Below are 24,873 nucleotides of genomic sequence, written 5' to 3' on the forward strand. Positions count from 1 at the left end.
CATGAGATGGCAGATCACAAGAAGGCAGGATTCACGTGCAACGATGTTTTCCTGATCCCCGACTTTAAGGAAGCTGTCGTCTTGGCTGGCGCTAATGGCATGCAGCGAATCATTAATCGCGTCAACGTGATGGAAGTGCCGGATGTCATCGATTGGGTGCGTCCGGGGGAGTTTTTAATAACGAGCGGCTTCCCATTTCGAGATCAGCCGGATGCGATCGCGGATATCATTCCGCAGCTAGTGGAGAAAGGTGTATCGGCCCTCGGGATTAAGACCAAACGATTCATCGATCAAATTCCTGCTCGTGCGCTGGAGCTGGCTGATCAGCTCGATTTTCCGATCTTTGAGCTTCCAGCCGCGATCGTATTTTCGGATGTTGTCCGGGATATCATGGAGCGGGTGCTCGTGCAGGAGGCAAGGGAGCTTTCGCTGCTGCAAAGCCGTTTTCAGAAGTTGTCACAGCAGCTGCTGCACGGGAAAGGATTAGAGGAATTTTTGCAGACACTGGATAGCATACTGAACAATCCGATTATATTGCTGGATGATTCCAATCAACTCTTTCTTTCTCCACAGGCGGAAATACTAGAGGAAGCGGACAACCCGATGCTATGGGCTGCTCTTCGGGAGGAAAGCAATCTCGGAGTAAGCTTCATTACACTGGGCGAGCGCCGAATCCGTGTATATGTGTCGGCTGTCAATGACAAGCAATACGATAAATGCCTGCTTGTCCTGCTCGAATGGAATCAGGAACATTCCGTTGTTGATCGGCTGACGATCGACCGTGTTGGTGTTTTGGTAGGGTTAGAGATGATTAATGCGAATGCTAGGCGGGAAGTAGAGCTGAAATACGTCGACCAGTTTTTGCAGGATTGGATTACGGGCAGGATCGTTACCATAGAGGATTTGAGGCTGCGTGCCGAAGCGTGCGGGCACTCTCTCGAGGATGACCGGCCGCGCTGCGTTGCCTTAGTACGCTTTCTAAACTCCAAACCAAATATCAAGACGATGCAGCAGGCGATTAAACGGCTGAGAACCAAATCCATATGCGAGGACCTTCAAGCAACGATACTGGAGGGGGAAATGATTTTTCTTTTTCCGGAGGCGATGAATGGTATCCGAAATGTGGCGGTTGAAGCGATTTTGGCGGATATGAAGACACTTTTCCCAACAGAGAGCTTCTCGCTTTGTGTCGGTAATCGAACCCTTGTTGCAGAAAAGGTACATGAGAGCTATAACGATGCCAAAAAAATTCATCATATCAGCTCCATTTGTGATTACCGTGAAACGTATGTCGACTACATGAAGCTTGGTGTATTCCAACTGCTCTATCACCTTCCAGATACGGAGGAGGTTCAAGATTACCGAGATCGATTTATACTTCCATTGCTTGCATATGATGCGAAGCATAACTCCCAGCTATTTGAAACCCTGAAGGTTTATTTCAAGCACAATCGAAATGTGAAAAAGACTTCAGCAGAGCTGTTTACCCACTATAATACCGTATCCTATCGGGTAGAGCGTGTATGTGAACTGCTCGGCATAAAAATGGATAATGGTGATGATCTATTGCAGCTGCATTTGGCTGTGAAACTGAACGAAATGAGACCGGTCTAATGTAAAAACAGGCAGGTGTTTAAGGAGGGAAGCCGGATGAGCAGGTTGAATATGCCGCGTGATATTACGGTTGACTGGCTGCAAGCGAGTTATGGAAGCGGGAAAATTACCCCCGAGCAGGTCATAGAAGAGATTATCCACCGTGCTCATGAGGACGAAGGAATGAACATTTGGATTACACCGCCTGTGCTCGAGAGAATTCAGCCTTACTTGGACAACCTCAAGTCAATGGATACTTCCCTGCCGCTTTGGGGCGTGCCATTCGCAATTAAGGACAACATAGATTTGGCCGGCATACCCACGACGGCTGGATGCCCCGAATATGCTTATATTCCCGAGAAGCATGCTGCAGTCGTAGAGCGACTGGTGAATGCGGGAGCGATTCCTGTTGGTAAAACGAATATGGACCAGTTTGCGACAGGACTTGTTGGCACCAGAAGTCCTTATGGTGAGACACATAATGCGCTAAGTGACAAATGGATTAGTGGCGGCTCCAGTTCGGGTTCTGCCGTTGCGGTAGCGAGGGGGCATGCGGCATTCGCCCTAGGTACCGATACCGCGGGTTCTGGACGGGTTCCTGCCGCATTGAATCGTCTCGTAGGCTATAAGCCGAGCCTTGGTGCCTGGCCGACAAAAGGTGTTGTACCCGCTTGTGCAAGCTTGGACTGTGTAACCGTATTTACCCATTCTTTACAGGAAGCAAGAGTTATTGATAAGCAAGTCCGCGGGTTTGACCCATCGGATCCGTGGTCAAAGAGCGTTCCGCGCTTGAAGGAGAAGCTTCCGGAGAAGATATACTTGCCGATGGAACCATTGAACTTTTTTGGACCAATGGCGGAGGAATACAGCAAAGCGTGGGATGCAGCGGTTGAGAAGATCGAAGCGCTCAATCTGCCAGTTGAGTATATCAATTACGATATGTTTGAGCAGGCTGCGGCGCTCCTTTACGCTGGCCCATGGGTTGCCGAGCGCTGGGCCAGCGTAGGCGAATTTGTGGATGCGCGTCCGGGGATCACGTTTCCGGTGACCGAGCAAGTCTTGCGTACGGGCGCATCCGGGAAGCATGATGCTGCTTCTGTATTTACAGCGATGCATAAGCTGCAGGAGCTGCGTATGAGGAGTAATGAGCTTCTGAGAGGAGCCGTTCTTGTCATACCGACCTGTGGTGGAACGTGGACAAGAGCGCAGGTTGAAGCTGACCCCATATCCACGAATTCGGACATGGGGAATTATACGAACCATTGCAATCTGCTTGATCTATGCGCGATTACAGTACCGGCAGGTGATGCCGCGACAGAAATGCCTTTTGGGATTACACTGTTTTCGCTTTCGGGAAATGAGCATTTGGTAGAAAAAGCTGTAGCTTCGTTTCTTGGAGCAGACTTGCCGCCTTTGGAAGTGAATAGGTCAGAGACGATACTCCTTGCCGTTTGTGGCCTGCATATGAGAGGATATCCACTGGAGAAGCAAATGCTGGAGTTCGGGAGCCAATTCGTTTATGAGGCGCATACGGCAGAGAAGTATCAGATGGTGAAGCTGCCTACAGTACCGGCTAAGCCTGGTTTGCTAAAAAAGAATGTGGGAGGGAGCGCAATTGCACTCGAAGTGTGGGAGATGCCAGCAGCTTCATTTGGTGCTTTTGCTGCACTGATTCCAGCTCCGCTCGGCATCGGAAAGATTGAATTGGCAGATGGAACAGAGATACCTGGTTTTATATGCGAGGGCTACGCGGAAGCGGGTGCAGAGGATATTTCCGCTTACGGGGGCTGGAGAAACTCACCATAAACAAGAAGAAGTCAGGTTCGCTTACTGCGACCAGCCTTCAACGCGTAAACAATCTAGTGATAAAACAGATACGACGACCGTTCTTCTTTTAATAGAAGAGCGGTCTTTTTTGCATTTACAGAACATTAACATGATGCAGATACAGGCCTGATTATTCATCCGTAACATTAGTGGTGGATGTGGGAACGGTCCCACACCGGGAGAATTCTGCATACATAAAGCGATTGAAGACTACGAAAAAAAGAAAGGCGGTGCGGCCCAATGAAGCTGGTGGATCTGCAAGGATATGCGGCACCCGGGGATTCCAAAACGCATATTCGAATTCCTTTTGAGTTGGACGAGGGCTGTGACAAGCTGCACCTGCGATTACAATATGCACCGAAGACGCTGGACAATCGGGAGAAGGCACTGCAGCTGCTCAAGGACAGTTACGACTTATACATCTTGCCGGAACATCGGGAATACGCGATCGTCAACGCCGACCGGTATCTGCCCTTGAAAAATCTGATAACCCTCTCGCTGGACGATGAGCAGGGATACCGCGGAGCGTGCCACCGCCAAGATGAGCTGCAGGAGCTGTTCGTATCGGAGCAAGAAGCTTCTCCTGGCCTCATGGCGGGCGAGCTGGTCGCTGGACATTGGAGCGTCACGCTCAGCCTGCACTGTATCGTGACGGACACCTGCGATTACCGGCTGCAAATCTGGACGGAGGATGACGGGATATGAAATGGCTCGCCTGTGAACTACATACGCACACGCTGCACAGCGACGGCAGCCAGACACTGGAGGAGCTGGCTGAGGGAGCGGCCAAACTGAGCTTCGATGCCATCGCGCTGACCGACCACAACACGATGTCTGGCCTGATCGGCAAAGAAGAAATTGAGCAGAAATATGGACTTCGGATCATCCCTGGGATGGAGTGGACAACGTTTTATGGTCATATGGTCACGATTGGGCTGAGCGCTTTTGCCGACTGGCGTCAAACGGTTCGGGGCGGGATCGATGAAGGAATTAGGTCCGTGCACCGCCTCGGCGGAATCGCCGGGCTCGCCCATCCGTTCCGCATCGGCAGTCCGGCATGCACCGGCTGCTTCTGGGAATACGAGATCGGGAATTGGTCTGCCGTTGATTATATCGAAGTCTGGTCCGGCACATTCCCTTCAATCCAACTGAACAACCGGCGGGCATTCGATCTGTGGACAGACAAGCTGAACGAAGGATATCGAATCGCCGCCACTTCGGGCCGAGATTGGCACGCGCAGAGTGAGACGGATGAGCCGATCTCGGTCACTTACCTAGGCATCGAGGAAGATGGAGTGGTGGAGAACGGGAATTCCGCATCCTTGTCAACCCATGAAGAAACGCTGATTCGTACGCTGCGGGAAGGGCGCGCGTCCGTTACGATAGGACCCCTATTGACCCTGACGCTGGACGCAGGAGGCACAGTCTGTCCGATCGGCTCCACAGTTCCAGCGGTAGTTGAGCGAGGGGAAAGTACTGAGCAGCCGATTCTGGCAAACCTGATGCTGGACTTCTCGGTCCGCGCAGGCCTGTGGTCGCTGCCGAAGCAGATCTGCAGATTGAAGCTGTGCTCCAATCTGGGCGAAGAGCTAAGCCTGGAAGTTCCCTTGCCATTAGACGGACAAAGGATGACGTTCGAAGCCCAACTGCCGGAGTTTCCTCCCGCTATCCCTCGCCGGTGGATTCGAGCCGAGCTATGGGGAACCGTACGGGGTGCCCATGTGCTCATCGCCTTTACCAATGCGATTTATTTCGAAGGAGGAGGACACTTGTGAAGAACAAATTCCCACTGATCACGGCTCACACAGGCTGCATGGGCTATTCTGATCATTCTTTGGAGTCACTGCAGGCCGCTCTGACACTTGACGCGGATATTTACGAAGACGATATCCGGTTAACTCGGGACGGCGTACTGGTGCTAGCCCATGACGAAGAAATTGCCTTGGCGGACGGAAGCCGCGGCAATCTGGCAGAGATGACACTAAAGGATCTGAATGCAGGCAGTTCAGCGTCGTTCCCGACTCTTCAGAATGTGCTGGAGCGGATCCGCGAAGCTGGTAAAATTATGAATCTCGACATCAAAACGGACAGCGCTCTGGAGCCGGTGTCTTCCCTGGTCGAACGAATGGGTATGACGGAACAGGTATTCCTCAGCGGCTGCAAATACGAGACGGCAGTCAAAGCCGGACGGTATGCTCCGCACATCCGCAGGCTGCTGAATGTAAACATTGATAGCTTCAGAAGTCTGCACTACGGCGAGGCGATTATCCAGGCGTGCGCAGAAGGTCGTGATGCCGGCTGCTTTGGGCTTAACGTACCATATCAGGTGGTTCGGCCGGAGCTGCTGGACGCGGTGCGGCGGAACGGTCTGGATATCTTCGTCTGGACAGTTACGGAGGTGGACGACATGAGGCGCCTTGCCCAGTGGGGCGTCGATTCGATAACAACCCGCGATCCAGCGAAGCTGATCGCCGTCCGGAGAGAAACGGAATTTGCAGAGGAGAATAGGGATTGGACAATAAGCTGAATCACAGTCTGCGGGAGCTTGCGCAGCTGGCTGGTGTATCGAAATCGACCGCTTCTCGGGTCATCTCCGGAAACGGATACGCAAGTCCCGAAGTAAGGGAACGTGTGCTCAAGGCGGTAGAGCAGCTCCGATACAAGCCGAGCGCTGTCGCCCGGGCGATGGTAGCCAAGCGGACGTACAACATCGGGGTCATCGTTTTCCGCGACAAGCTTCCGATCGTGTCCCACACGCTGTACGGCAGAATTATCGACGAGATTTTGATGGCTGCTGAAGCGATGGGCTACTCGATCTTTCTGAAGACTGACCGGGAGATGTCGCTCCGCTCCACCGATTATATGCTGGAGCAGCGGGTGGATGGTCTCATTCTGGTCAGCCGGCTGCAGAAAAACGTCATCGACTATGTCAAAAACTTTCATATCCCTTACCTGATGGTAAACGGCTCGACGGAAGATCCGGACGTCGTGCATCTCGTGAGCAATGACGAAACCGGCGGGGAACGGGCGGCGGAGCATCTGTATGAGAGTGGACACCGCAGGTTTTTCATCATCGCTGGACCGGGGGAGCACCGGAGCCACTCTTTGCGGCTGGCTGGCTTCCGTAAACGGCTGGAATCTCTCGGTGTTTCTTCCGGTAAGGAGGGGTTCACCATTGTTGAGTCGCCGGAATCCAGCTTCCAATCCGGCCGGAAACTGATGGAGGAGCATTATGCGGCATTCCGGGAAGGTCGATACAGTGCCCTGTTCAGCACCAACGACATGCTTGCACTGGGTGCGATGAAAGTGCTGCTGGAGCGAGGCGTCCGCGTTCCGGAGGAAGTGTCCGTTATGGGTTATGACAATACCGAAGTCGCTGGCATGTATCACCCGTCGTTGACGACCGTCAGCGTGGATGCGGCAGGTATTGGCCGGGACGCGGTCTCGATTCTGGATCAGCTGATCGGCGGCGAGGAGAGTGTGCCGCGCCTGATTGAATATGAAAGTGAAGTGATCGTTCGTCAATCGACGAATGGAAAGGAGGACGGGACATGTTTTGGTACTGGAAACACGTAGGCCCGAGAAGGATTATCGAATTTTTGCTGCTGACAGTGTTCGCCGTTTTTTTCGCGGGGCCGCTGGTCAACCTGCTTGTGCTTGCCTTTAGCGAGAAGTGGAATTATCCGGACATCCTGCCCCAGGTATGGGGCTTCAAATGGTGGGAGTTCGTGCTGGCGAAGGAAGATATTGTCTCGTCGATCTCGCTGTCGTTTCTCATTGCCACCCTGGTAACCCTGCTGTCTATTGTGGTCTGCATCCCGGCAGCATACGCGTTCGCAAGACTCCAGTTTCCGCTGAAGCGGATGTTCCTGTTCTCGTTTCTGCTGACGCACGCTTTTCCCAAAATGGGATTGTACGTCTCTATCGCGGTTCTCTTCTACCGAATTGGCCTGATGAATACGCTGTTAGGCGTCGTGCTGATCCATATGATTAACGTGTTGATGTTCATGACCTGGATTCCCACTGCCGCCTTTCGCAACGTACACCGGGCGCAGGAGGAATCGGCGCGGGACGTCGGAGCTAGTCCGTTCAAAGTCTTTCGCAGCATCACGCTCCCAATGGCGATGCCGGGCATCATGGTTGCTTCAATCTTCACATTCCTCAATTCGCTCGACGAAGCGCAGGGGACATTCCTGGTCGGCATTCCCGACTACAAAACGATGCCGATCGTGATGTACTCGATCATTTCCGACTTTCCGAGCAGCGCCGGGGCCGTATTCTCAATCATCCTGACGCTGCCGACGATCATCCTGCTGGTGGCAGCCCAGCGGCTGGTAAGCGCGGACGTGCTCGCAAGCGGTTTTCAAATGAAATAAAAAGGTTTCGGTCTATATACCGGGGCAAAGGGAGGCGGCAGCACCATGCAGTTATCTGTACGAGAATTAGCCAAACGCTACAAAACTGGTGACGGGGTCAGCAGCATCAACATCGACATCGAAAAAGGCGAGCTGGTCACCCTTCTCGGTCCTTCGGGATGCGGGAAAACGACCGTGCTGCGCAGTATCGGCGGATTTCTAGAACCGGACTCCGGCGACATCCTGATCGAAGGCAAAAGTGTCATTCAACTTCCGCCGGAGAAACGGCCGACCTCGATGGTATTTCAGAGTTATAATTTGTGGTCGCATATGTCGGTGTACGAAAATCTGGCGTTTGGCCTGAAGATCCGTAAAGTACCGAAGGCGGAGATCCGCACGGCGGTCGAAGATGCGCTCAAGTTGGTCCGGCTGTCAGGCTTCGGAAAGAAGTATCCGGCGGAGCTCTCGGGAGGACAGCAGCAGCGAGTAGCGTTGGCCCGGTCGCTGCTGCTCAATCCGGCGGTGCTGCTGCTGGACGAGCCATTCTCGGCACTGGACGCCAAGTTGCGGCATGAAATGCGCGAAGAGCTGCGGGAGATTCAGATGAAGACGGGACTCACGATGGTATTCGTCACGCACGACCAGGAAGAAGCACTGTCGTTATCCGACCGCATTATCGTCATGAATCATGGGCGCATCGAACAGATTGCTGAGCCGCAGAAAATCTACGATGAGCCCGCTTCACTGTATGTCGCCGGTTTTATTGGCAAGATGAATTTTTTGAAGGGGGTGGCGGAAGGGGAGGACATTCGGATTGGAAACCTTCGCCTGCCGAACGAGAAGGGATTATCGGGGCAGGTGACAGCGGCGATCCGGCCGGAAGATGTCCAAGTGAGTGGCAGCATGGTTGGAGAAGGCGTTTTGGCGGGCAAGGTCAAGCAGGTGATGATTCTGGGACATTACGCCGAAATTACCGTGGATCTGGCGGAATTCGGCATGATACGTGCTTTCCTGAACAAGGAAGTCGTACAGCAGCTTCAAGTAGGAAAAGACGTCGGCATCTCGATATCGAAAATGACCGGATTCCCGGTCGATGAATCGAACTGAGGAGGATGAAACATATGCGTTTGAAGAAGCCATTGTTATCGTTGTTGACGGTTGTGGGATTGTCGGTGTCATTGCTGGCCGGGTGTGGAAACGGAAGTGAGAACACAAGTACCTCCACTGAGGGAAGTGCTGCGGCATCGGGAGATCCGGCATCTTTTAACTTCTATTTTACCGGCTCGCAGAACGTCAAGGACCTGTGGGATTCACTGGAGCCGATGTTTGAGAAACAGCATCCGGATATTGACGTGAAACTGGTTTACATTCCGTCTGGCACCGGCGCTGAGCCGACTTACGACCGGATCGTTGCCGCCAAGACGGCGGGTAAAGGCTCAGGAGATATCGACCTGTACGAAGACAGCATTGCCTACGTTTCACAGGGCACGAAGGACGGAATATGGACGCAATTAAACGCGGATGACATTCCGAACCTCAGCAAAGTCAACGCAGAAACAATGAAGGATGTGGACAACTTCGCAGTGCCGTATCGTTCATCCGCAGTGGTGCTGGCCTATGACAGCAGCAAAATTTCCAATCCGCCGACCACGCTGGATGAGCTGCTGGAATGGATCAAAGCCAATCCCGAGCAGTTTGCCTATAATGATCCGTCAACAGGTGGTTCCGGCAGTTCGTTCGTCCAGACGATCGTCTACAAAGACCTGCCGGAAGAAGACATTCACAACTCCGATCCGGCGATCATGGAGAAATGGGACGGCGGCTTCAACACCCTCCAGGAAATCGGACCATATGTCTACGGTCAGGGCATCTATCCGAAGAAAAACCAAGGTACGCTGGATCTGTTGATGAACGGAGAAGTATCCTTGATTCCGGCCTGGTCGGACATGGTGCTGCAGCAGCTGAATGAAGGTCTGCTGCCGGATACAATCAAGATGCAGCAGATCACGCCAGGCTTCAATGGCGGACCAACTTATCTGATGGTCAATCAGGAATCGGACAAGAAGGAAGAGATCAATGAATTCCTGAACTTCGTCCTCTCGCCGGAAGCACAGGAGGTCATCGTTGAGAAAATGAACGGTTTCCCGGGCATTGAGCTCTCCAATATGTCGCAGGATATGCAGGATAAGTTCGACGGCGTGGCCGAAGGCTTCCGTACGTTCAACATCGGGGATCTGGGCACAGAGATTAACAAACGCTGGCAGAGCGATGTTGCCGCACAATGAGTAAGGAAGCCAAACAGTCGATCACGGGCCTGGCAATGGTCCTCCCCTCCTTCGCCATCCTGCTGATCGTTGTTATTATCCCGATCGTCCAATCCTTCATCATGAGCTTGAGCAACGGCTCTGGCGGATACGATCTGAGCCGCTATACGTATCTGTTCACCGATAAGGGGATGCGCAACAATATTGTCTTTACGCTTCGGGTCACCGCCATTACGTGCGTTGCCGTGATGCTGGTCAGCTACACGCTGGCGATCTACATGCGTTTCAACCAGGGACCGATCGTCAATCTGATCCGCAAAACTTACATGATCCCGCTGTTCATCCCCGGTGTCATCGCCACCTATGGTCTGATCAACCTGCTCGGCAACCACGGCTGGCTTGCCCGCTTGCTCGAGGTCGTCGGTATTACGCTGCCGCGCATCATTTTTGACGAAAAAGGTATCATCATCGCCAATCTGTGGTTCAACATTCCGTTTACAACGATGCTGCTCAGCTCTGCGCTATCGGGCATTCCTTCATCGGTCATCGAGAGTGCGAAGGACGTGGGCGTAGGGAGATTGACACTGTTTACTCGGTTTATTTTTCCTCTGTCATACAAGACATTTCTTGTTGCACTGACTTTCGTCTTCATGGGGGTCATCGGTTCCTTCACCGCGCCCTACCTGATTGGAGCCAACTCTCCACAGATGCTGGGTGTCTCCATGCAGCAGGTATTCAGCGTGTTCCAGGAGCGTGAACAGGCAGCAGCGATCGCTTTCTTCTCGTTTCTGCTTTGTTCGGTACTGGGTGCGTTCTATATCCGGTCGATGGCGGAGGAGGAGAAGGCGAAGATCTAGGTGTGATTGTGAAAAGATAAAAGTTGAAGCGCTCCTTCGTAGGGAGCGCTTTTTTTGATGCGAAGACATGATCGGTTCGATCAGCATGATGAGCGCTGCCAAAATGGAAAGGTTATAGAAGATATTTTTCCTGAAGCAAATTTCTAAAACATCACAAATTTTTAGTGGAACCTAATCAACCTTAAACATGCCAGAGTTAACTTCATAGTAAGCAGTAATAAAATCACGAAAGTTACTAACCGATGAAGATAACCATTTTTGTTTTACCCAAGATAGGCTGCCAATTTAAGAAGTATGCTTTTCAAATTGGGGAATTAAATGGAGAAATCACCGAACGAATTCAGCGCGTTAAATCGGTTTTGGATCTTGTGGGTGGAACACACATTTCCGACAATTTGGTTGGAACCAAGTGGTCAAAATTGCTGATCAACAACGCATTCAGTGGTTTATCAGCCGCATTAAACGGAGAATATGGAGATATTCTTGATAACGAAGTTGGCATTGTGAGTGCCGTTCATATCGCCGATGAGACGATTAAGGTTGGACACGCCAATGGGATCCAATTTGTTAAAATGAATGGATTTGATATCGCCTCGCTTGAACTAAAAAGTGAAAATGATATTCCTGAACGAATTAAAACGTTACAAGTCGTGATGGAACCTTCCAGGCTGTTAAAAGCAAGCATGCTTCAGGATCTTGAGAAAAAACGCAAAACTGAAATTGATTACATTAATGGCGTGGTTTCGAGTAGAGCGAGGGGTACGGGAATTGTGACGCCTTATAATGATCTAGTTGTAAAACTGGTCAAATCTGCTGAAGAAACGCAAACGGTTCCTCATTTTCACACGAATATAAAAGCTTTTGAAGATTTGGTAAGTGGACAAATATAAGGTGAATGAAGGGTAAGGGATAAACCGTTGAACATTAAGTTCAACGGTTTTTTTAATAATTCGATCCTTCTGTTTTGAACAATTAGTTTGTGACTTATGTAAGCCCAACAGGTGACTGGGTTAGTCCGTGTGTGCGACTGCGCTAATTTCGATCAGTTGAACAGGGGACGCCAGGTATGACACGCCGATGCAGCTGCCGGCCGGTCTGTGTTGACCCATGTATTCCTTGAACAGCTTGATGCATGGTTCGAAATGCTCTTCCGCGTTAGTCAGATAGACCTCCACATAAGCTAGGTTCGACTTCGTGACACCAAATTCTGCTAGCACGCGATCTAGATTTTCTAGTGTTTGACGAGTCTGGGCCTCGATATCGCCCTCACCAACAAACGCACCTTCCTTATCATGGGAAAATTGTCCTGAAATGTAGACTGTTCCGTTGACGCTGTAGCCCTGCGAGATACCGTGATCCCAAAGATGGTGATTATAAGTTTTGACAGTAGTCATTTGTTTCTCTCCTTTAGTTCAAAGTAAGGTTAGTATAAAACGAGCGTTAATTAAAAAATAGTACGCACTTTATTGATAGCAACTATCAGAAAAGATAGTGCACCAACGAATATGGCTGTTTATAAACTTCTTAAAACCTTATGTTCTCAACTTTAAAATTAAAGACAGATGGCATGGTGAAAGGGGTAACTTACCAACTGAACTTCTCATAGCATCGCTTAAAAGTTCAAATCCATGTTTAGGTTAATAATGGAAGGGTAACATATTATGGTGGAGATGAATTTGCAAACTTATAAGGCGGTCTAAAAGAACATCTGGATCAAAAAGTAGGATCAACTTGGAGCTGCACCAAAATATTCTAACCACATGGATTAAACCTGCTTACATAGGTTTATTTAATTTTAAATAACGAGTGCAGGATACTGTATAAATTTTCTAATTACAGATAAGATATAGTGGAACTGATTATGGAGGAGGTTTTCAATTTTGGCAGAGAACAAAGATAAAAATGCTTTAAATGAACAAGACGTGAAGCGTGAGACTTTGACTACGCGCCAGGGCCATCCAGTGAAGGATAACCAAAACATCCGTACAGTCGGCAATCGCGGTCCAGCCACACTTGAAAATTACCATTTCATTGAAAAAATATCCCATTTTGATCGAGAAGAGGTTCCGGAGCGTGTGGTACACGCTCGAGGTTCGGGAGCCTTTGGATACTTTGAAACGTACGGAAAAGTTGGAGATGAGCCAGTAGAAAAGTATACTCGTGCGAAAGTATTTTCGGGTGCCGGGAAAAGGACACCCCTGATGGTCCGTTTCTCTACAGTAGCAGGTGCGAAGGATTCGCCGGAAACAGCACGGGATCCGCGCGGTTTTGCAGTGAAAATGTATACGGAAGATGGCAACTGGGACCTGGTTGGAAACAATCTGAAAATTTTCTTTATCCGTGATGCGATGAAGTTTCCTGATATGATTCACGCATTTAAGGCCGATCCGGCTTCAAACGTGCCAAATCCTCAGCGGATGTTTGACTTCGTTTCCCGTACACCTGAGGCAACACATATGATTACATTCCTATTTTCCCCTTGGGGTATTCCAGCTACATACCGGCACATGCAGGGTTCTGGTGTGAACACTTACAAATGGGTCAATGAGAAAGGCGAGGCTGTGTTGGTGAAGTATCACTGGGAGCCGAAGCAGGGGATACGTAATTTAACGCAGGAAGAAGCCGATGCGATACAAGCAAAAAATGTTGGTCATGCAACGCAAGATCTATATGAATCAATAGAGCGCGATGATTATCCGGAGTGGGAACTCTTTGTACAGATTATGGAGGATGATTACCATGCGGAGCTTGATTTTGATCCTCTTGATGATACCAAACTTTGGCCAGAGGAGCTGTTTCCATGGTTGCCTGTAGGACGTATGGTCCTTGATCGCAATCCAGTAGATTTTCATGCGGAAATTGAGCAAGCGGCTTTTGGTACAGGGGTTCTTGTCGATGGTATGGACTTCTCTGATGACAAAATGCTGCAAGGTCGGACCTTCTCGTACTCGGATACACAGCGTTATCGCGTCGGTTCAAACTATCTGCAATTACCTGTCAACGCGCCAAAAACGCCTGTACGTACGAATCAACATCGCGGTCAAATGGATATCCGTGATCCGAAAGAGTCTGGGGAAAATCCGCATATTAACTATGAGCCATCGATGATGGGCGGGCTTAAGGAAGCAAGTGAAGAAAATCATCGTCCGCACCATCCTATGTACAATGCGGCAGCTATGAGTGCACCAATTGATCGGCCTAATAACTATGGGCAAGCGGGCCACACCTACCGTAGCTTTGAGGATTGGGAACGCGATGAATTGATTAAAAATCTCTCTGAAGCACTGGCAGTATGTGAAAAACGGATTCAGGATGCCATGATTGAGCACTTCACACAAGCCGATGAAGACTATGGCCGTCGTGTGAAAGAGGGTATCGAAAAGAAAATGAAAGAAATGAAAGAAATGGAGTCGGATAATAATGTTCCAGGCCGCGAAGCAGGGAAATCGAAATATGGCCAAGGTTCATTAGCAGCGAACAAAGCAACAAAAGATGCTGTGAACAAAAGTCAGGAAGCCGATCCATATTAATGATGAAGTAATGCCAAGGGCGTCCAGCGTGTCAGTGAAAACTGAATCGCTGGACAGCCTTTTTTTTTGCTCATTTCATAATACACTTGGGGGAAACTCGAAAATTTATCCAGCTCATTGATCTGGGTAGTGCGTTCGTGAATGTTCAGAATTTGTTGAGTCATACATGATAAAATCGCGAGACGGATTAATGGCAAAAATGGGGGATCAAAAATGGAGAGAAAAATTAGAAATTCAGCAAAAGCATTAATTATCAAAGATGGGAAAATGCTCGCAATTAAGCTCGATGATCATGGTGATGTTTTCTATATCATGCCTGGTGGGGGTCAGAATGCAGGGGAAACTCTGACTGCTGCCGTGAAGCGAGAGGTAGCGGAAGAAATCGGAGTGGAGGTAGAACCGTTATCATTGGAGTTTGTAATTGAAGGGGTATATGGTGAAGCTTTTCATCGTGTGGATTTGGTTTTTTTATGCGAATACGTAGGTTTAACTGACAATTCTATGCTGCAAGGTGACGAAAACCAAATAGGATATGAATGGCTTGATGTAGAAAATATTATGAATCAACCGTTATATCCGTCCAAATTAAGAAAGCAGATTCTAAGACTATTCAAGGGAGAAAAGACAGATATGTATTTAGGAAATGAGGAACCTGGAGACCCTGAAAGTTTGGCATAATTCTCCTGCGACAATCACATAAAAATTTTGTTTTCGACCTGTTAAGTTAACAGGTCGAACTCATTTAAATATAGACTGGATGTACAGTCATGATTAGAATGAGTATTAAGAAAATATTTCCATTATGAGGAGGGGACAAGATGGAACTTTTTTACGAAATTGAAGGGAATGGAGTCCCGATAGTCCTGATTCATTCGGGAGGTGTCGACTCAAGGGTATGGAGGTATATGGTGCCTGAACTGGCAAAATCATTTAAGGTCATCACCTTCGATGGTCGAGGAACCGGTCGCTCACCTGCTATGCAAGAGCCGACTTCACTTGTGGAGGATTTACGCAAACTTCTCACACATCTCGGACTGGAACGTGTCACACTTGTTGGTCATTCCATGGGCGGGCAGATCGCGACTGACTTTACGCTATCCTATCCTTCAATGGTTGAGCAGCTAGTGGTAATTGCCCCTTCATTAACAGGATACGACTATTCGCAGGAGTTCACCAATTATATGACATCCGTGAATGCGGCTGCTCCCGATATATCTAAAATCGTGGAGTTGTCCCTAGCTGCACCGATCTATCGGGCTGTCATGGCTAGCCCCCATGGGAGCTTTCTGAGTGAAATGCATGCTCACTACATGGGAAGGGTATTTAACGAATGGAAAAGCTTTGAGGTCCTTTGGCCAGAGCCACCTTCTATTGAACGTTTAGAGAAAATTACAGCGAGTACGTTATTTATACATGGAACAATAGAATGGCCGGACATGTATAATATTGCCGAGCACTTCAAGCGTGTACCTGAGATTAGGTTTGTCGAAATCCAAGGGGCCGATCATATGCTTGTCCTTACTCATGCAGCAGAATTAGCCATAAGCATACGAGAGTTTTGTCAGAGGTGAGAACCGCAAGAGAATAGATTTTAATATAAAATTTAAAAAAAAGCACTTGAACGTGACGTAACGTCATCTTTTATACTGAATTTACCGGTAAACAGCTGGCGTAACGAAAGGGGATGATCATGAAACAGAATTGGAAAGTCGGTGAGCTTGCCAAGTTGACGGGGTTAACGGTTCGAACACTTCGATACTACGATCAAATCAGTTTGTTTTCTCCCTCATACTACTCACCTTCAGGACATCGGCTTTATACTGAATCGGACATTGCACGATTACAACAAATTTTGTCCTTGAAGGATCTCGGTCTGTCGCTTGATGAGGTAAAAGCCGTTCTAGCTGATGATCGTATCAGCTTGTTCGAAATAATAACTCTCCAGATCGGGCGAATTAAACAAACCCTTCTGACTCAGCAGAAACTGCTGCAGGAATTGGAGTATGTATACAATCTTATCCAGAGAAAAGAATCTATAGCGATCGGAGATTATACCAAGCTGTTAGCGGTAATGCGCTTGGGTCACGAGAACTTTCTCACGGAGCAGCGGGTTAATTGGAATGCACATCTAGATCGACTGGGCGAATTTCTTGACCAAGATGAATCGGAGGGCGATAAATAATGAAAGAATATTCCATTATCCACGACACATTCAGCCTAGAACGAACCTATAAAGCTTCACCTACTCGAGTGTATGCCGCATGGTCGAACCCTGCCTCAAAAGCCAATTGGTTCGCAAAAGCGGATGAGTTCGAATTCCGCATAGGCGGTCAGGAGATTATCCGAGGTGGGGAGCCCGGTGGTCCGGTCTATGCCTCTATCTTTACCTTTCAGGACATTGTGCCTGACCATCGGATAGTCTACACGGCAACGATCGATATGGAAGAGAAGCGCATTTCCGTATCAGTAATAACGGTGGAATTAAAACCCGAGGGTGCCAGCACCAAGCTCGTTTATACCGAACAGTGCACCTTCCTTGACGGACTGGATTCGAAGGAAGCACACATTGAAGGGGCCAACGATTTTCTGGACAAGTTGGAGATTGAGTTGGAGCATCATAATTAAACGAGAAATGAGGTTGCGACATGGGAAGAAAAGTGATCGTATCCGAATTCGTAACCATGGATGGTGTTATGGAAAATCCGGTTTGGACAGTTCCATTCAATACGGTAGAGCAAAATCAACACAAGTTCGAGGAACTTCTAACGTGTGACGCGCTCCTGCTCGGTCGGATCACTTATGAAGGTTTTGCTGCAGCATGGCCCAAAATGGGCGAAACCAATACGGTTGTTAATCAAATTCGTGATTTTGCACTTCCAGAAGGTTTCGCCGACAGAATGAACAATTATCCCAAATATGTTGTATCCAGAAAGAAAACGCAACAGCAGATGAATTGGAATGCAACCCTCATCCAAGGGGATCTTAAGGAAGAGGTGTTGAAACTTAAAGGGCAACCCGGTAAAAACATCCTGGTGCTTGGCAGTGGCGAATTAGTTAGGACGCTGATGCAGCATGATCTCGTCGACGAGTTTCGAATCATGATTTTTCCGGTTATACAGGGGAATGGTAGGCGTTTGTTCACAGAGAACATCAACACGATGTCTCTTAAACATGTCAATACCAAGACTTTACTTTCAGGCGCAGTTGAATTGACATACCGTCCATCCAAAGAAGATTAACACTTTTAGGAGACAACAATAGCCCATCTCCAATTCCTGACGGAAAGAAGAGAATGGGCTATTGTTGAAGATGGCTGACTATTTATGCTTCTTTAAAATATCGAAAATGATTGCTGCATTATCCGTATTGTCGATCAGGCCTGCGAATCGATGGCTTGCCGGACCGTAAGCATAGACTGGCACGTCGTCTCCCGTATGTCCACCTGTTGTCCAGCCAGTGAACGAACGGTTATCGATAATAGCCTCAATGGCATTGTCGATCGTCGTTACATCTGCGTCTTTTGCTGCATCTTTTACGGATTGAATTTCTTCTGCTGTCAGTTCAAGCTTGAGGTAGCTCTTAAGTGTCTCTTCTACGGATGCACCTTCAGCAATTTGAGCTGCCATGAAGTCTGGAGTGCGTACTGCAGCTTTGATCGGATCCACGAAGAAGTTATATTCTCCGTCTTTTCCGAGCGTGAGTCCGCCAGTGGAATGGTCAGCAGTTGCTACGACAAGAGTTTCGCCGTCTTCTTTGGCAAAATCAATAGCTGCCTGGAATGCTGCTGCAAAGTCCTCCATTTCGCTCATGGCGCCAACAATGTCATTATCATGACCGGCCCAGTCAATCTGGCTGCCTTCAACCATTAGGAAGAACCCATTTTCGTTGGTGCTCAGGCGATCAATGGCTGTATTCGTCATCTCGGCCAGCGAAGGTGTTTCGCTAGTACGATCAATCAATTTGTTCATTCCTCCGTCAGCAAAAAGTCCGAGAATCTGTTCATTTGTATCTTCAAGCAGGGTGCTGCGATCGGTCACGTAGCTAAAGCCTGCTTCCTGAAACTCTTTCGACAAGTCACGATCCTCACGTACAAAATTGGATTTTCCTCCACCCAACAGGACATCAAGTTTGTGATCTCCATTGATCAATTCATCATAGTAATCATCTGCGATCGCGTCCATGTTCTTCCGGCTGATGTCATGCGCGCCGAATGCAGCCGGCGTGGCATGAGTGATCTCCGAGGTCGCAACAAGACCTGTGGATTTTCCGTTTTCCTTTGCCTGCTCCAATACTGTTTTAACTTCAGTATGGTCATTATCGACAGCAATGGCGGCATTATATGTCTTCACGCCAGCAGACATAGCGGTTGCTGCGGAAGCGGAATCTGTTACGTTCTGACTGTCGTCATCCGGATATGTCATTTGAGCTCCCACAAGATAGGGATCAAATACGGTTCTCTCCATGACCTTTGTTGAAGGATTATCTTTCATATAACGATATGCGGAAGTATAAGCAGTTCCCATGCCATCACCAATGAGGAAGATAATATTCTTGATTTGTTTTTTCTCTACACTCACAGCTTGTACTGCATTTGCTTGTCCGGCAGACAAGACTGTAGAAGCAGCAATGGCCAGGCTTAATGCTGCTGCAGGGAGTGCTTTTTTTGTTAATCTCACGAAAATTCCTCCTTGTATTTTAAACATGAATGTATGAAGCATTATTCATCTGTATATGAAGATTACTATTCGAGTGTAAAAAAGGACCAAGATATTTGTATACGTGGGGTAAAAGATGAACAAAAATGGAGTTGTGTAATTGACAGGCAACCAGGCATTAAGGGATGGCATGGATATGAAAAAGTCAATGTATCTTATATTTGAAAAACCCCGCCTATTATCGGCAGGGCTTTTCACTGAAACATCGTTCAGAGTAAGAATAGGGAATCTATGGATTCCTTCAATAATTTTCCGGAGTCGTGGAAAACACGGCTTTTTGTTTTTAGAGAAGATAGGATCGTGGTCTTTGAAATGGTAGAATAGCTAAAAAAGATCAGGTTGGCTCTCATTTTTCAAAATAATAGTGAAGCTTAGAACAATCCAGAAATAACGAAAATGGGGGATGCCCATGTATAAACTAATGATCGTAGATGACGAATTACTCATGCGGGTTGGAATTCGTTCCATGCTGAATTGGGAAGAGTACAACTTTTATGTTGTTGGTGAGGCGGGGAACGGAAAAGAGGCATTGGAGCTTGCGCTTGAAGTGGCACCCGATCTAATCATTACGGATATCAAGATGCCGATCATGGATGGATTACAGCTTATACAAGAGGCCTCAGGTGTGCTGAAAACCTGTAAGTATGTTATCCTGAGTAATTTTGACGAATTTCATTATGTGAAAGAGGCATTGAAACTGGGCGCCGCTGACTACTTGATTAAAAGCGAGATTACAGAAACCTCACTTATCGAGCTCCTGACTACCATTGGACAGAAACTGCAAAGCGAACAAGTGAGCCCGGTAAACACACCCTCTATGTCACTTGATTACTCGAAGAACCTGAGACATCTGAAGGATAGTTTCTTTCAAGATGTTGTAAGCGGATTCATTGATGAAAAGGACATGGTCACCAAAGCTGAAGAACTGCATTTTCGCATAAGATCGGATCAGTTGGTCGTCATCAAGTTCATCGTAAACTATTACGAGGATGCGAAGAGGAAATATGTGGAGAAGGGGGAGAAGCTGCTCCGGTTTTCTATACTTAATATTATGGAAGAGATCATTCCATCCAAATGGGAGAAAGAGATTTTCGTTGAACATTCGTCTGAGTATTGGGTTATTGTCAATGTGCTTCCTGAGCGTAAATCTGTACACGCTGATCTAAATAAACTATGTAATAAGCTTCTGTCTTCAATCAAGGATTTTATGAATTTGTCGCTCACAGCAGGTGTAAGTACAACCGTTTCCGGTTTCCATGGCATTAGAAAGGCATGCCAAGAAGCTGAATTTGCACTAAAACAGGGGTTCTTCACAGGCAGCAACCAGGTACTCTACTACGAAGATGTGATTCAAGCTCCAACCCGGAAAGAAGTGAACGGGATGCTGAGCCCGCAGCAAGAACGGGACTTCCTGAAATTGTGGATAAGCAAAGATGACATAAAAGCAAAGGACTTCCTTGAAGGAATTCGATCTGATCTGGAGATGCAGCGAGCGGATGAGAGCAGTATTCGTAAGCAATATATCATGGTGATGGAAACCATACACTCCCATTTATCAAGAGGTACTGAAAGAGGCAAGCCTTCTTTTACGGAGAAATCGCCTTATGAAATCGTTCTGAAGGGAGAGTATTGGGAGGATATTCATCAAGATATGCTGGATCATATTGCGTATTACTTTAAAACCGATTCCCAGATCATGCAGGAGCGTACCTATACAGACCTCGCCACCGAGTTGATCGACAAATATTATGCAGAGGATATCTCGTTGCAAAGTGTAGCCAGCCAAATTAATGTCAATCCATCGTATCTCAGCCGATTGTTTAAGCAGGATAAGGGAGAGAACTTTATATCTTACTTGACACGAGTTCGAATCGATCATGCGAAGGCTTACCTATTGAGCAGGGAAATGAGAGTGTATGAAATTGCAGATAAGGTGGGTTACCATAACTACACGTATTTCTGCAAAATTTTCAAGAAAGCTGTAGGATACACGCCTGAGGAATATCGGGAACGACTGCAGCAGGGATCCATGTAAACCGTGAATAAGAGGTGCATCAGATGAGGCGTACCCAACTCTTTCGAATCCAAAATAAAATCATGGTGATATGTATAACGGTCATTATCCTACCGGTATTTGTGATGACCATAAATTCGTATTACTCCTCTGAACGGTTATTGGCACAGAATTACACGAAACTGCTCAGCGATTTGGCCAAGCAGACGAATATCCGGATTGACGAGTTCTTAAAAGAGATTGAAAAAATCACGCTGCTGGCCAGCAACGGACTGAGCAACAATCTGTCTGCGACCCATGAAGGAAGCTTTCCGATCCAGGATTTTCTGAGAGATGGGGATCAGCAGCATGAGGTTGCCGCATATAATATTCTGATGAATTATATCATGATGAAGGATCGCGTATTCTCCATTTACCTCTATAACTTAAACGGGGGACAAGATCTGTTCGTGAGTCCTAACCAACCCATTGACCCTAACTACAAGGTGGCTAATGAATTGTGGTTTAAAAAGTTCATGCATGATAAGGATCGAACCATCACTCTGACAACCCGGATGGATGAGCAATTGGAGAATAAAATATTGGCAGTCTCGCACGCTCGAAAAATTCATGATGTGGCTAGCGGGAAACTGCTTGGCGTGATCGTTGTCAGCATTGATATCAAATTCATCGAAATCGTCAATCGTAACTTGCAGGAAGGGCTGCGTTCCAGGTTTATGATCGTAGATGAGAATGACAAGATTGTATATAACGTGGACGAACGATTGATCGGTACACTGTTCCGGGACAACGTTCGCCCACCCGAATCATTGAATGTCGTGGTCACCAGTCCGCTTAGTCAGCAAAAATGGACAACTTACTTATACATGCCCTTGGATGAGCTGACGGCTGATGGCAAAATATTGGGCCGTAATCTGATTACATTGGCCATTGTCATGTTTCTTTTTGCTGCAGTAATATCCATATTTCTATCTCATGTCATTACAACCCCAATTAAGAAACTCCTACGCAATATTGCGCTGGTCGAGAAGGGACAGTTTGAACAAGTCGAAGATATTCGCTCGCGAGACGAGATTGGACACTTATCGATTCGATTTAACAAGATGTCGCATGAATTGAAGCGCATGGTTGAGCGGATGCAGCAGGAGGAAATAGAGAAAGCCAAAGCTGAGATGCGTGCGCTCCATGACCAGATTAAGCCTCATTTCCTGTATAACACACTAGGGTCGGTGAAATGGATTGCGTCCATGCAGCAGGCTGACAAAATCGTGGACATGACAGATGCACTTATCTCGATGCTTCGGTATGCGACAAGATCCGATGGAACGCTTGTTACGATTCGTGAGGAGATTGATAATATAACGAATTACGTGACGATCCAGAATGTCAGATACTATGATTGTATTCAGATGAGATATGAGATTGAGGAGCGACTGATGGATTATCGTATGCCCAAAATGATCCTGCAGCCCATTGTTGAGAACGCGATTTTTCATGGTCTGGCCGAACTCGAAGAAGACGGAGTTATTACCATTCGGATTCAACCAAAGGGCAGTGACATTACGATCGAAGTCTGCGATAACGGAGTCGGGATGGATCATCATACAATCCTGAACTTTATGGAAGAAAAACTTGAAACAGGTACCGGAACCACTGGAATTGGTCTGCATAATGTGCAGAGGCGCATTCAGCTTCATTTTGGCAAGCCCTATGGAATACAGGTGGAAAGTCAGATTGGAAAAGGTACCATTTTCACCATTCTGCTCCCCGCCATCATAGAAGCCAAGTAGTATTGTGCTTTGTGGGTAATAGGGTTGGATACACCCAAAGGGCTTGCAGTGAGCACTGCAAGCCCTTTCATATTTATCCTTTGACGCTGCCGAGTACCAAACCCTTGGTAAAATATTTCTGTAAGAACGGGTAAACGAGCAAAATCGGAATGGCACCGAGGAACATTTGAGCGGCGCGTCCGGTTCTTGCATTCATCATGGATAGAAGTTGGGTATAATCGGAGCCTGATTTCAGCATGATTTGCTCAAAGCTCTGCAGAAGGGTCTGTAGATAGCTTTGTAATGGATAATTGGCTGGATTGTTCATATAGATAATGCCATCGAACCATGAATTCCAATGGCCGACAATACTGAACAAACCGACTGTAGCGAGAGCTGGCTTGAGGAGAGGAAGTAGAATGCGAAGCAGTACCTGTACAGGCCCGGCACCATCGATGATGGCTGATTCTTCAATTTCCTCTGGTAACCCTCTAATGAAATTCATGAGAATAATCATGCTAAATACCGGTAGAGCTCCGGGCAGGATCAGGGACCAAATCGAATCAATTAGTCCCATTTTGACAACCACGAGGTAGGTTGGAATTAATCCTCCGCTAAATAACATGGTCACAATGAAAAATCCCATATAGATATTACGGCCCATCAATTTTTGTTTGGATTTGGAAAGTGGATAAGCTGTGAGCACGATTAAAACGAGATTCACGAACGTTCCGAGAACGGTCCGTTGGATGGCGACCCAGAGAGAGGAAAAGAATGACCCTCCAGTTAATGCAAATTCATACGCCTTAGTCGTGAATTCGACGGGCCAGAACGTGACACTTCCCGCAGATACTGCCGAGCTGCTGCTGAACGAAACCGCCAACAGGTTGATAAACGGGAGGATACAGAGAAGAGAGATAAGAAGCAATATCGTGTAATTCATGATATGAAACAAACGCCTGCCCATACTTTTATCATGGATCATAATGATAGTTCCTCCTTAGAAAATACGATAGCCGGCTACCCTGTAGGCCAGGATGTATGATACGGCAACCAGAATACTGGAAATGATGGATTTGAATAATCCGACGGCAGTACCAATCGAATATTGTGCCTGCTGAATACCCAGACGGTATACATAGGTATCGATAATGTCCCCGGTCTGGTACACAACAGGGGAGTAGAGGTTATAAATTTGATCGAAACCTGCATTGAGTACGTTCCCAAGCGACAACACGGTCATTAAGACAATCGTAGGCATAAGGAGGGGCAAAGTAATGTAAATGGTCTGCTTCCACCGTTTGGCACCGTCAATCACAGCGGCTTCGTAAAGTCCAGGATCGATGCTGGTCAGGGCTGCCAGGTAAACAACCGTGCCGAATCCGAAGCCCTTCCAGATGTCACTCACGATCATCGTCCAAGGGAATATGGAAGGTGTGCCAAGAAAGGAGATAGGTGCAATCCCGAATACGCCTAAAAATGTGTTGATGATGCCGTCGGAGCTAAGGATATCCAGCATGATGCCGGCCATAATGACCCAAGAGAGGAAGTTCGGAATATATACCAGGGTTTGGAATGTGCGTTTGATGCCACTGTGCAATACTTCATTAAGCAGTAATGCGAAAATAACAGGTACAATAATACCACCGATGATCTTGAAGACGGACATATAAAGTGTATTCCAGATCGTTCTTACGAAGTTCGGCTGATTAAACACGTGCGTAAAATTATCCCATCCTACCCATGGCGAGTTGAAGCCGAGGCCCGGATTGTACTTCTGAAACGCAATAATAAGTCCGTAAAAAGGGATGTAACTGAAGATGAAGACCAGGACCAGGCTTGGGATCAACATCAGATGGTAGGGACTCTGCTGCTTCCATTTTTTCAGCATTCATATTCCTCCGTTCTTCGGGTACTGAAGGTGTAACCGCTATAAGAAAACCTTCTGA

22 protein-coding genes and 1 pseudogene are annotated in these 24,873 nt (G+C 47.7%); 19 read left to right on the plus strand and 4 right to left on the minus strand.

Annotated elements, in window-relative coordinates:
- The first annotated feature begins 6 nt into the window (after positions 1-6).
- From AB3N00_RS01545 to AB3N00_RS01595, 11 genes and pseudogenes are all read left to right on the plus strand, one after another.
- A complete protein-coding gene (locus AB3N00_RS01545; protein WP_413032977.1) occupies positions 7-1,614 on the plus strand; it encodes a PucR family transcriptional regulator in 1,608 nt (535 codons plus the stop codon).
- A gap of 36 nt (positions 1,615-1,650) precedes the next feature.
- Positions 1,651-3,399: an allophanate hydrolase gene (atzF, locus tag AB3N00_RS01550; RefSeq protein WP_413032978.1), complete on the plus strand. Its 1,749-nt coding sequence runs from the start codon at positions 1,651-1,653 to the stop codon at positions 3,397-3,399.
- 261 nt (positions 3,400-3,660) lie between these two features.
- Positions 3,661-4,125, plus strand: coding sequence for a hypothetical protein (locus tag AB3N00_RS01555; protein ID WP_413032979.1), 465 nt, complete (start codon positions 3,661-3,663; stop codon positions 4,123-4,125).
- The gene (locus tag AB3N00_RS01560; RefSeq protein ID WP_413032980.1) at positions 4,122-5,195 is read left to right on the plus strand and encodes a CehA/McbA family metallohydrolase; all 1,074 of its coding nucleotides are present in this window, start codon (positions 4,122-4,124) and stop codon (positions 5,193-5,195) included. The genes AB3N00_RS01555 and AB3N00_RS01560 overlap by 4 nt, the downstream gene beginning before the upstream one ends.
- Positions 5,192-5,947, plus strand: a complete 756-nt coding sequence (locus tag AB3N00_RS01565) for a glycerophosphodiester phosphodiesterase (protein WP_413032981.1) — start codon at positions 5,192-5,194, stop codon at positions 5,945-5,947. The genes AB3N00_RS01560 and AB3N00_RS01565 overlap by 4 nt, the downstream gene beginning before the upstream one ends.
- Positions 5,932-6,996, plus strand: coding sequence for a LacI family DNA-binding transcriptional regulator (locus AB3N00_RS01570; protein ID WP_413032982.1), 1,065 nt, complete (start codon positions 5,932-5,934; stop codon positions 6,994-6,996). Before AB3N00_RS01565 ends, AB3N00_RS01570 begins: the two co-directional genes overlap by 16 nt.
- Positions 6,972-7,796 carry an ABC transporter permease gene (locus tag AB3N00_RS01575; RefSeq protein ID WP_413032983.1) on the plus strand — a complete coding sequence of 275 codons (825 nt, stop codon included), beginning with the start codon at positions 6,972-6,974 and terminating at the stop codon, positions 7,794-7,796. Before AB3N00_RS01570 ends, AB3N00_RS01575 begins: the two co-directional genes overlap by 25 nt.
- 45 nt (positions 7,797-7,841) lie before the next feature.
- Positions 7,842-8,882 (plus strand): ABC transporter ATP-binding protein, encoded by a 1,041-nt coding sequence (locus tag AB3N00_RS01580; RefSeq protein ID WP_413032984.1) that lies wholly within the window; start codon positions 7,842-7,844, stop codon positions 8,880-8,882.
- Between the two features lie 14 nt (positions 8,883-8,896).
- Positions 8,897-10,060 (plus strand): extracellular solute-binding protein, encoded by a 1,164-nt coding sequence (locus AB3N00_RS01585; RefSeq protein WP_413032985.1) that lies wholly within the window; start codon positions 8,897-8,899, stop codon positions 10,058-10,060.
- The gene (locus AB3N00_RS01590; RefSeq protein ID WP_413032986.1) at positions 10,057-10,896 is read left to right on the plus strand and encodes an ABC transporter permease; all 840 of its coding nucleotides are present in this window, start codon (positions 10,057-10,059) and stop codon (positions 10,894-10,896) included. The genes AB3N00_RS01585 and AB3N00_RS01590 overlap by 4 nt, the downstream gene beginning before the upstream one ends.
- Positions 10,897-11,177: 281 nt before the next feature.
- Positions 11,178-11,786 (plus strand): annotated as a pseudogene (locus tag AB3N00_RS01595) (ketopantoate reductase family protein); the annotation flags it as partial.
- Positions 11,787-11,906: 120 nt separating this feature from the next.
- Here the strand turns inward: AB3N00_RS01595 and AB3N00_RS01600 are convergent.
- Positions 11,907-12,290 (minus strand): RidA family protein, encoded by a 384-nt coding sequence (locus AB3N00_RS01600; RefSeq protein ID WP_413032987.1) that lies wholly within the window; start codon positions 12,288-12,290, stop codon positions 11,907-11,909.
- Positions 12,291-12,776: 486 nt separating this feature from the next.
- On the opposite strand from AB3N00_RS01600, the gene AB3N00_RS01605 reads away from it, so the two are divergent.
- The 6 genes from AB3N00_RS01605 (at position 12,777) to AB3N00_RS01630 (ending at position 17,665) form a co-directional block, all read left to right on the plus strand.
- Positions 12,777-14,426, plus strand: a complete 1,650-nt coding sequence (locus AB3N00_RS01605) for a catalase (protein ID WP_413032988.1) — start codon at positions 12,777-12,779, stop codon at positions 14,424-14,426.
- Between the two features lie 213 nt (positions 14,427-14,639).
- Complete coding sequence (locus AB3N00_RS01610) at positions 14,640-15,104, plus strand: NUDIX domain-containing protein (protein ID WP_413032989.1); 465 nt, start codon at positions 14,640-14,642, stop codon at positions 15,102-15,104.
- A gap of 140 nt (positions 15,105-15,244) precedes the next feature.
- Positions 15,245-15,997, plus strand: coding sequence for an alpha/beta fold hydrolase (locus tag AB3N00_RS01615; protein WP_413032990.1), 753 nt, complete (start codon positions 15,245-15,247; stop codon positions 15,995-15,997).
- 119 nt (positions 15,998-16,116) lie between these two features.
- A complete protein-coding gene (locus AB3N00_RS01620) occupies positions 16,117-16,608 on the plus strand; it encodes a MerR family transcriptional regulator (RefSeq protein ID WP_413032991.1) in 492 nt (163 codons plus the stop codon).
- A complete protein-coding gene (locus AB3N00_RS01625) occupies positions 16,608-17,051 on the plus strand; it encodes an SRPBCC family protein (protein ID WP_413032992.1) in 444 nt (147 codons plus the stop codon). The genes AB3N00_RS01620 and AB3N00_RS01625 overlap by 1 nt, the downstream gene beginning before the upstream one ends.
- Before the next feature lie 20 nt (positions 17,052-17,071).
- The gene (locus AB3N00_RS01630; RefSeq protein WP_413032993.1) at positions 17,072-17,665 is read left to right on the plus strand and encodes a dihydrofolate reductase family protein; all 594 of its coding nucleotides are present in this window, start codon (positions 17,072-17,074) and stop codon (positions 17,663-17,665) included.
- 78 nt (positions 17,666-17,743) lie between these two features.
- Here AB3N00_RS01630 and AB3N00_RS01635 read toward each other — a convergent pair whose 3' ends face one another.
- Positions 17,744-19,108, minus strand: a complete 1,365-nt coding sequence (locus AB3N00_RS01635; protein ID WP_413035164.1) for an alkaline phosphatase — start codon at positions 19,106-19,108, stop codon at positions 17,744-17,746.
- Positions 19,109-19,550: 442 nt separating this feature from the next.
- Between AB3N00_RS01635 and AB3N00_RS01640 the strand changes: the two genes are divergently transcribed.
- Both AB3N00_RS01640 and AB3N00_RS01645 read left to right on the plus strand, forming a co-directional pair.
- Positions 19,551-21,176 carry a helix-turn-helix domain-containing protein gene (locus tag AB3N00_RS01640; RefSeq protein WP_413032994.1) on the plus strand — a complete coding sequence of 542 codons (1,626 nt, stop codon included), beginning with the start codon at positions 19,551-19,553 and terminating at the stop codon, positions 21,174-21,176.
- Between the two features lie 23 nt (positions 21,177-21,199).
- The gene (locus AB3N00_RS01645) at positions 21,200-22,945 is read left to right on the plus strand and encodes a cache domain-containing sensor histidine kinase (protein WP_413032995.1); all 1,746 of its coding nucleotides are present in this window, start codon (positions 21,200-21,202) and stop codon (positions 22,943-22,945) included.
- 73 nt (positions 22,946-23,018) lie between these two features.
- On the opposite strand, the gene AB3N00_RS01650 is transcribed toward AB3N00_RS01645, so the two are convergent.
- Both AB3N00_RS01650 and AB3N00_RS01655 read right to left on the minus strand, forming a co-directional pair.
- The gene (locus tag AB3N00_RS01650; protein WP_413032996.1) at positions 23,019-23,909 is read right to left on the minus strand and encodes a carbohydrate ABC transporter permease; all 891 of its coding nucleotides are present in this window, start codon (positions 23,907-23,909) and stop codon (positions 23,019-23,021) included.
- A 15-nt stretch (positions 23,910-23,924) separates the two neighbouring features.
- Positions 23,925-24,815, minus strand: coding sequence for an ABC transporter permease (locus AB3N00_RS01655; protein ID WP_413032997.1), 891 nt, complete (start codon positions 24,813-24,815; stop codon positions 23,925-23,927).
- Between the last annotated feature and the right edge of the window lie 58 nt (positions 24,816-24,873).

It is taken from the genome of Paenibacillus xylanilyticus, assembly GCF_047246825.1.
Taxonomy (GTDB): domain Bacteria; phylum Bacillota; class Bacilli; order Paenibacillales; family Paenibacillaceae; genus Paenibacillus; species Paenibacillus xylanilyticus_B.

What these genes read in the sequence shown, in the direction of transcription:
- AB3N00_RS01545 (WP_413032977.1), top strand. Translation starts at nt 7, where the DNA reads ATGGCAGATCACAAGAAGGCAGGATTCACGTGCAACGATGTTTTCCTG.
- atzF (WP_413032978.1), top strand. Translation starts at nt 1,651, where the DNA reads ATGAGCAGGTTGAATATGCCGCGTGATATTACGGTTGACTGGCTGCAA.
- AB3N00_RS01555 (WP_413032979.1), top strand. Translation starts at nt 3,661, where the DNA reads ATGAAGCTGGTGGATCTGCAAGGATATGCGGCACCCGGGGATTCCAAA.
- AB3N00_RS01560 (WP_413032980.1), top strand. Translation starts at nt 4,122, where the DNA reads ATGAAATGGCTCGCCTGTGAACTACATACGCACACGCTGCACAGCGAC.
- AB3N00_RS01575 (WP_413032983.1), top strand. Translation starts at nt 6,972, where the DNA reads ATGTTTTGGTACTGGAAACACGTAGGCCCGAGAAGGATTATCGAATTT.
- AB3N00_RS01580 (WP_413032984.1), top strand. Translation starts at nt 7,842, where the DNA reads ATGCAGTTATCTGTACGAGAATTAGCCAAACGCTACAAAACTGGTGAC.
- AB3N00_RS01585 (WP_413032985.1), top strand. Translation starts at nt 8,897, where the DNA reads ATGCGTTTGAAGAAGCCATTGTTATCGTTGTTGACGGTTGTGGGATTG.
- AB3N00_RS01590 (WP_413032986.1), top strand. Translation starts at nt 10,057, where the DNA reads ATGAGTAAGGAAGCCAAACAGTCGATCACGGGCCTGGCAATGGTCCTC.
- AB3N00_RS01600 (WP_413032987.1), bottom strand. Translation starts at nt 12,290, where the DNA reads ATGACTACTGTCAAAACTTATAATCACCATCTTTGGGATCACGGTATC.
- AB3N00_RS01610 (WP_413032989.1), top strand. Translation starts at nt 14,640, where the DNA reads ATGGAGAGAAAAATTAGAAATTCAGCAAAAGCATTAATTATCAAAGAT.
- AB3N00_RS01615 (WP_413032990.1), top strand. Translation starts at nt 15,245, where the DNA reads ATGGAACTTTTTTACGAAATTGAAGGGAATGGAGTCCCGATAGTCCTG.
- AB3N00_RS01620 (WP_413032991.1), top strand. Translation starts at nt 16,117, where the DNA reads ATGAAACAGAATTGGAAAGTCGGTGAGCTTGCCAAGTTGACGGGGTTA.
- AB3N00_RS01625 (WP_413032992.1), top strand. Translation starts at nt 16,608, where the DNA reads ATGAAAGAATATTCCATTATCCACGACACATTCAGCCTAGAACGAACC.
- AB3N00_RS01630 (WP_413032993.1), top strand. Translation starts at nt 17,072, where the DNA reads ATGGGAAGAAAAGTGATCGTATCCGAATTCGTAACCATGGATGGTGTT.
- AB3N00_RS01640 (WP_413032994.1), top strand. Translation starts at nt 19,551, where the DNA reads ATGTATAAACTAATGATCGTAGATGACGAATTACTCATGCGGGTTGGA.
- AB3N00_RS01645 (WP_413032995.1), top strand. Translation starts at nt 21,200, where the DNA reads ATGAGGCGTACCCAACTCTTTCGAATCCAAAATAAAATCATGGTGATA.
- AB3N00_RS01650 (WP_413032996.1), bottom strand. Translation starts at nt 23,909, where the DNA reads ATGATCCATGATAAAAGTATGGGCAGGCGTTTGTTTCATATCATGAAT.
- AB3N00_RS01655 (WP_413032997.1), bottom strand. Translation starts at nt 24,815, where the DNA reads ATGCTGAAAAAATGGAAGCAGCAGAGTCCCTACCATCTGATGTTGATC.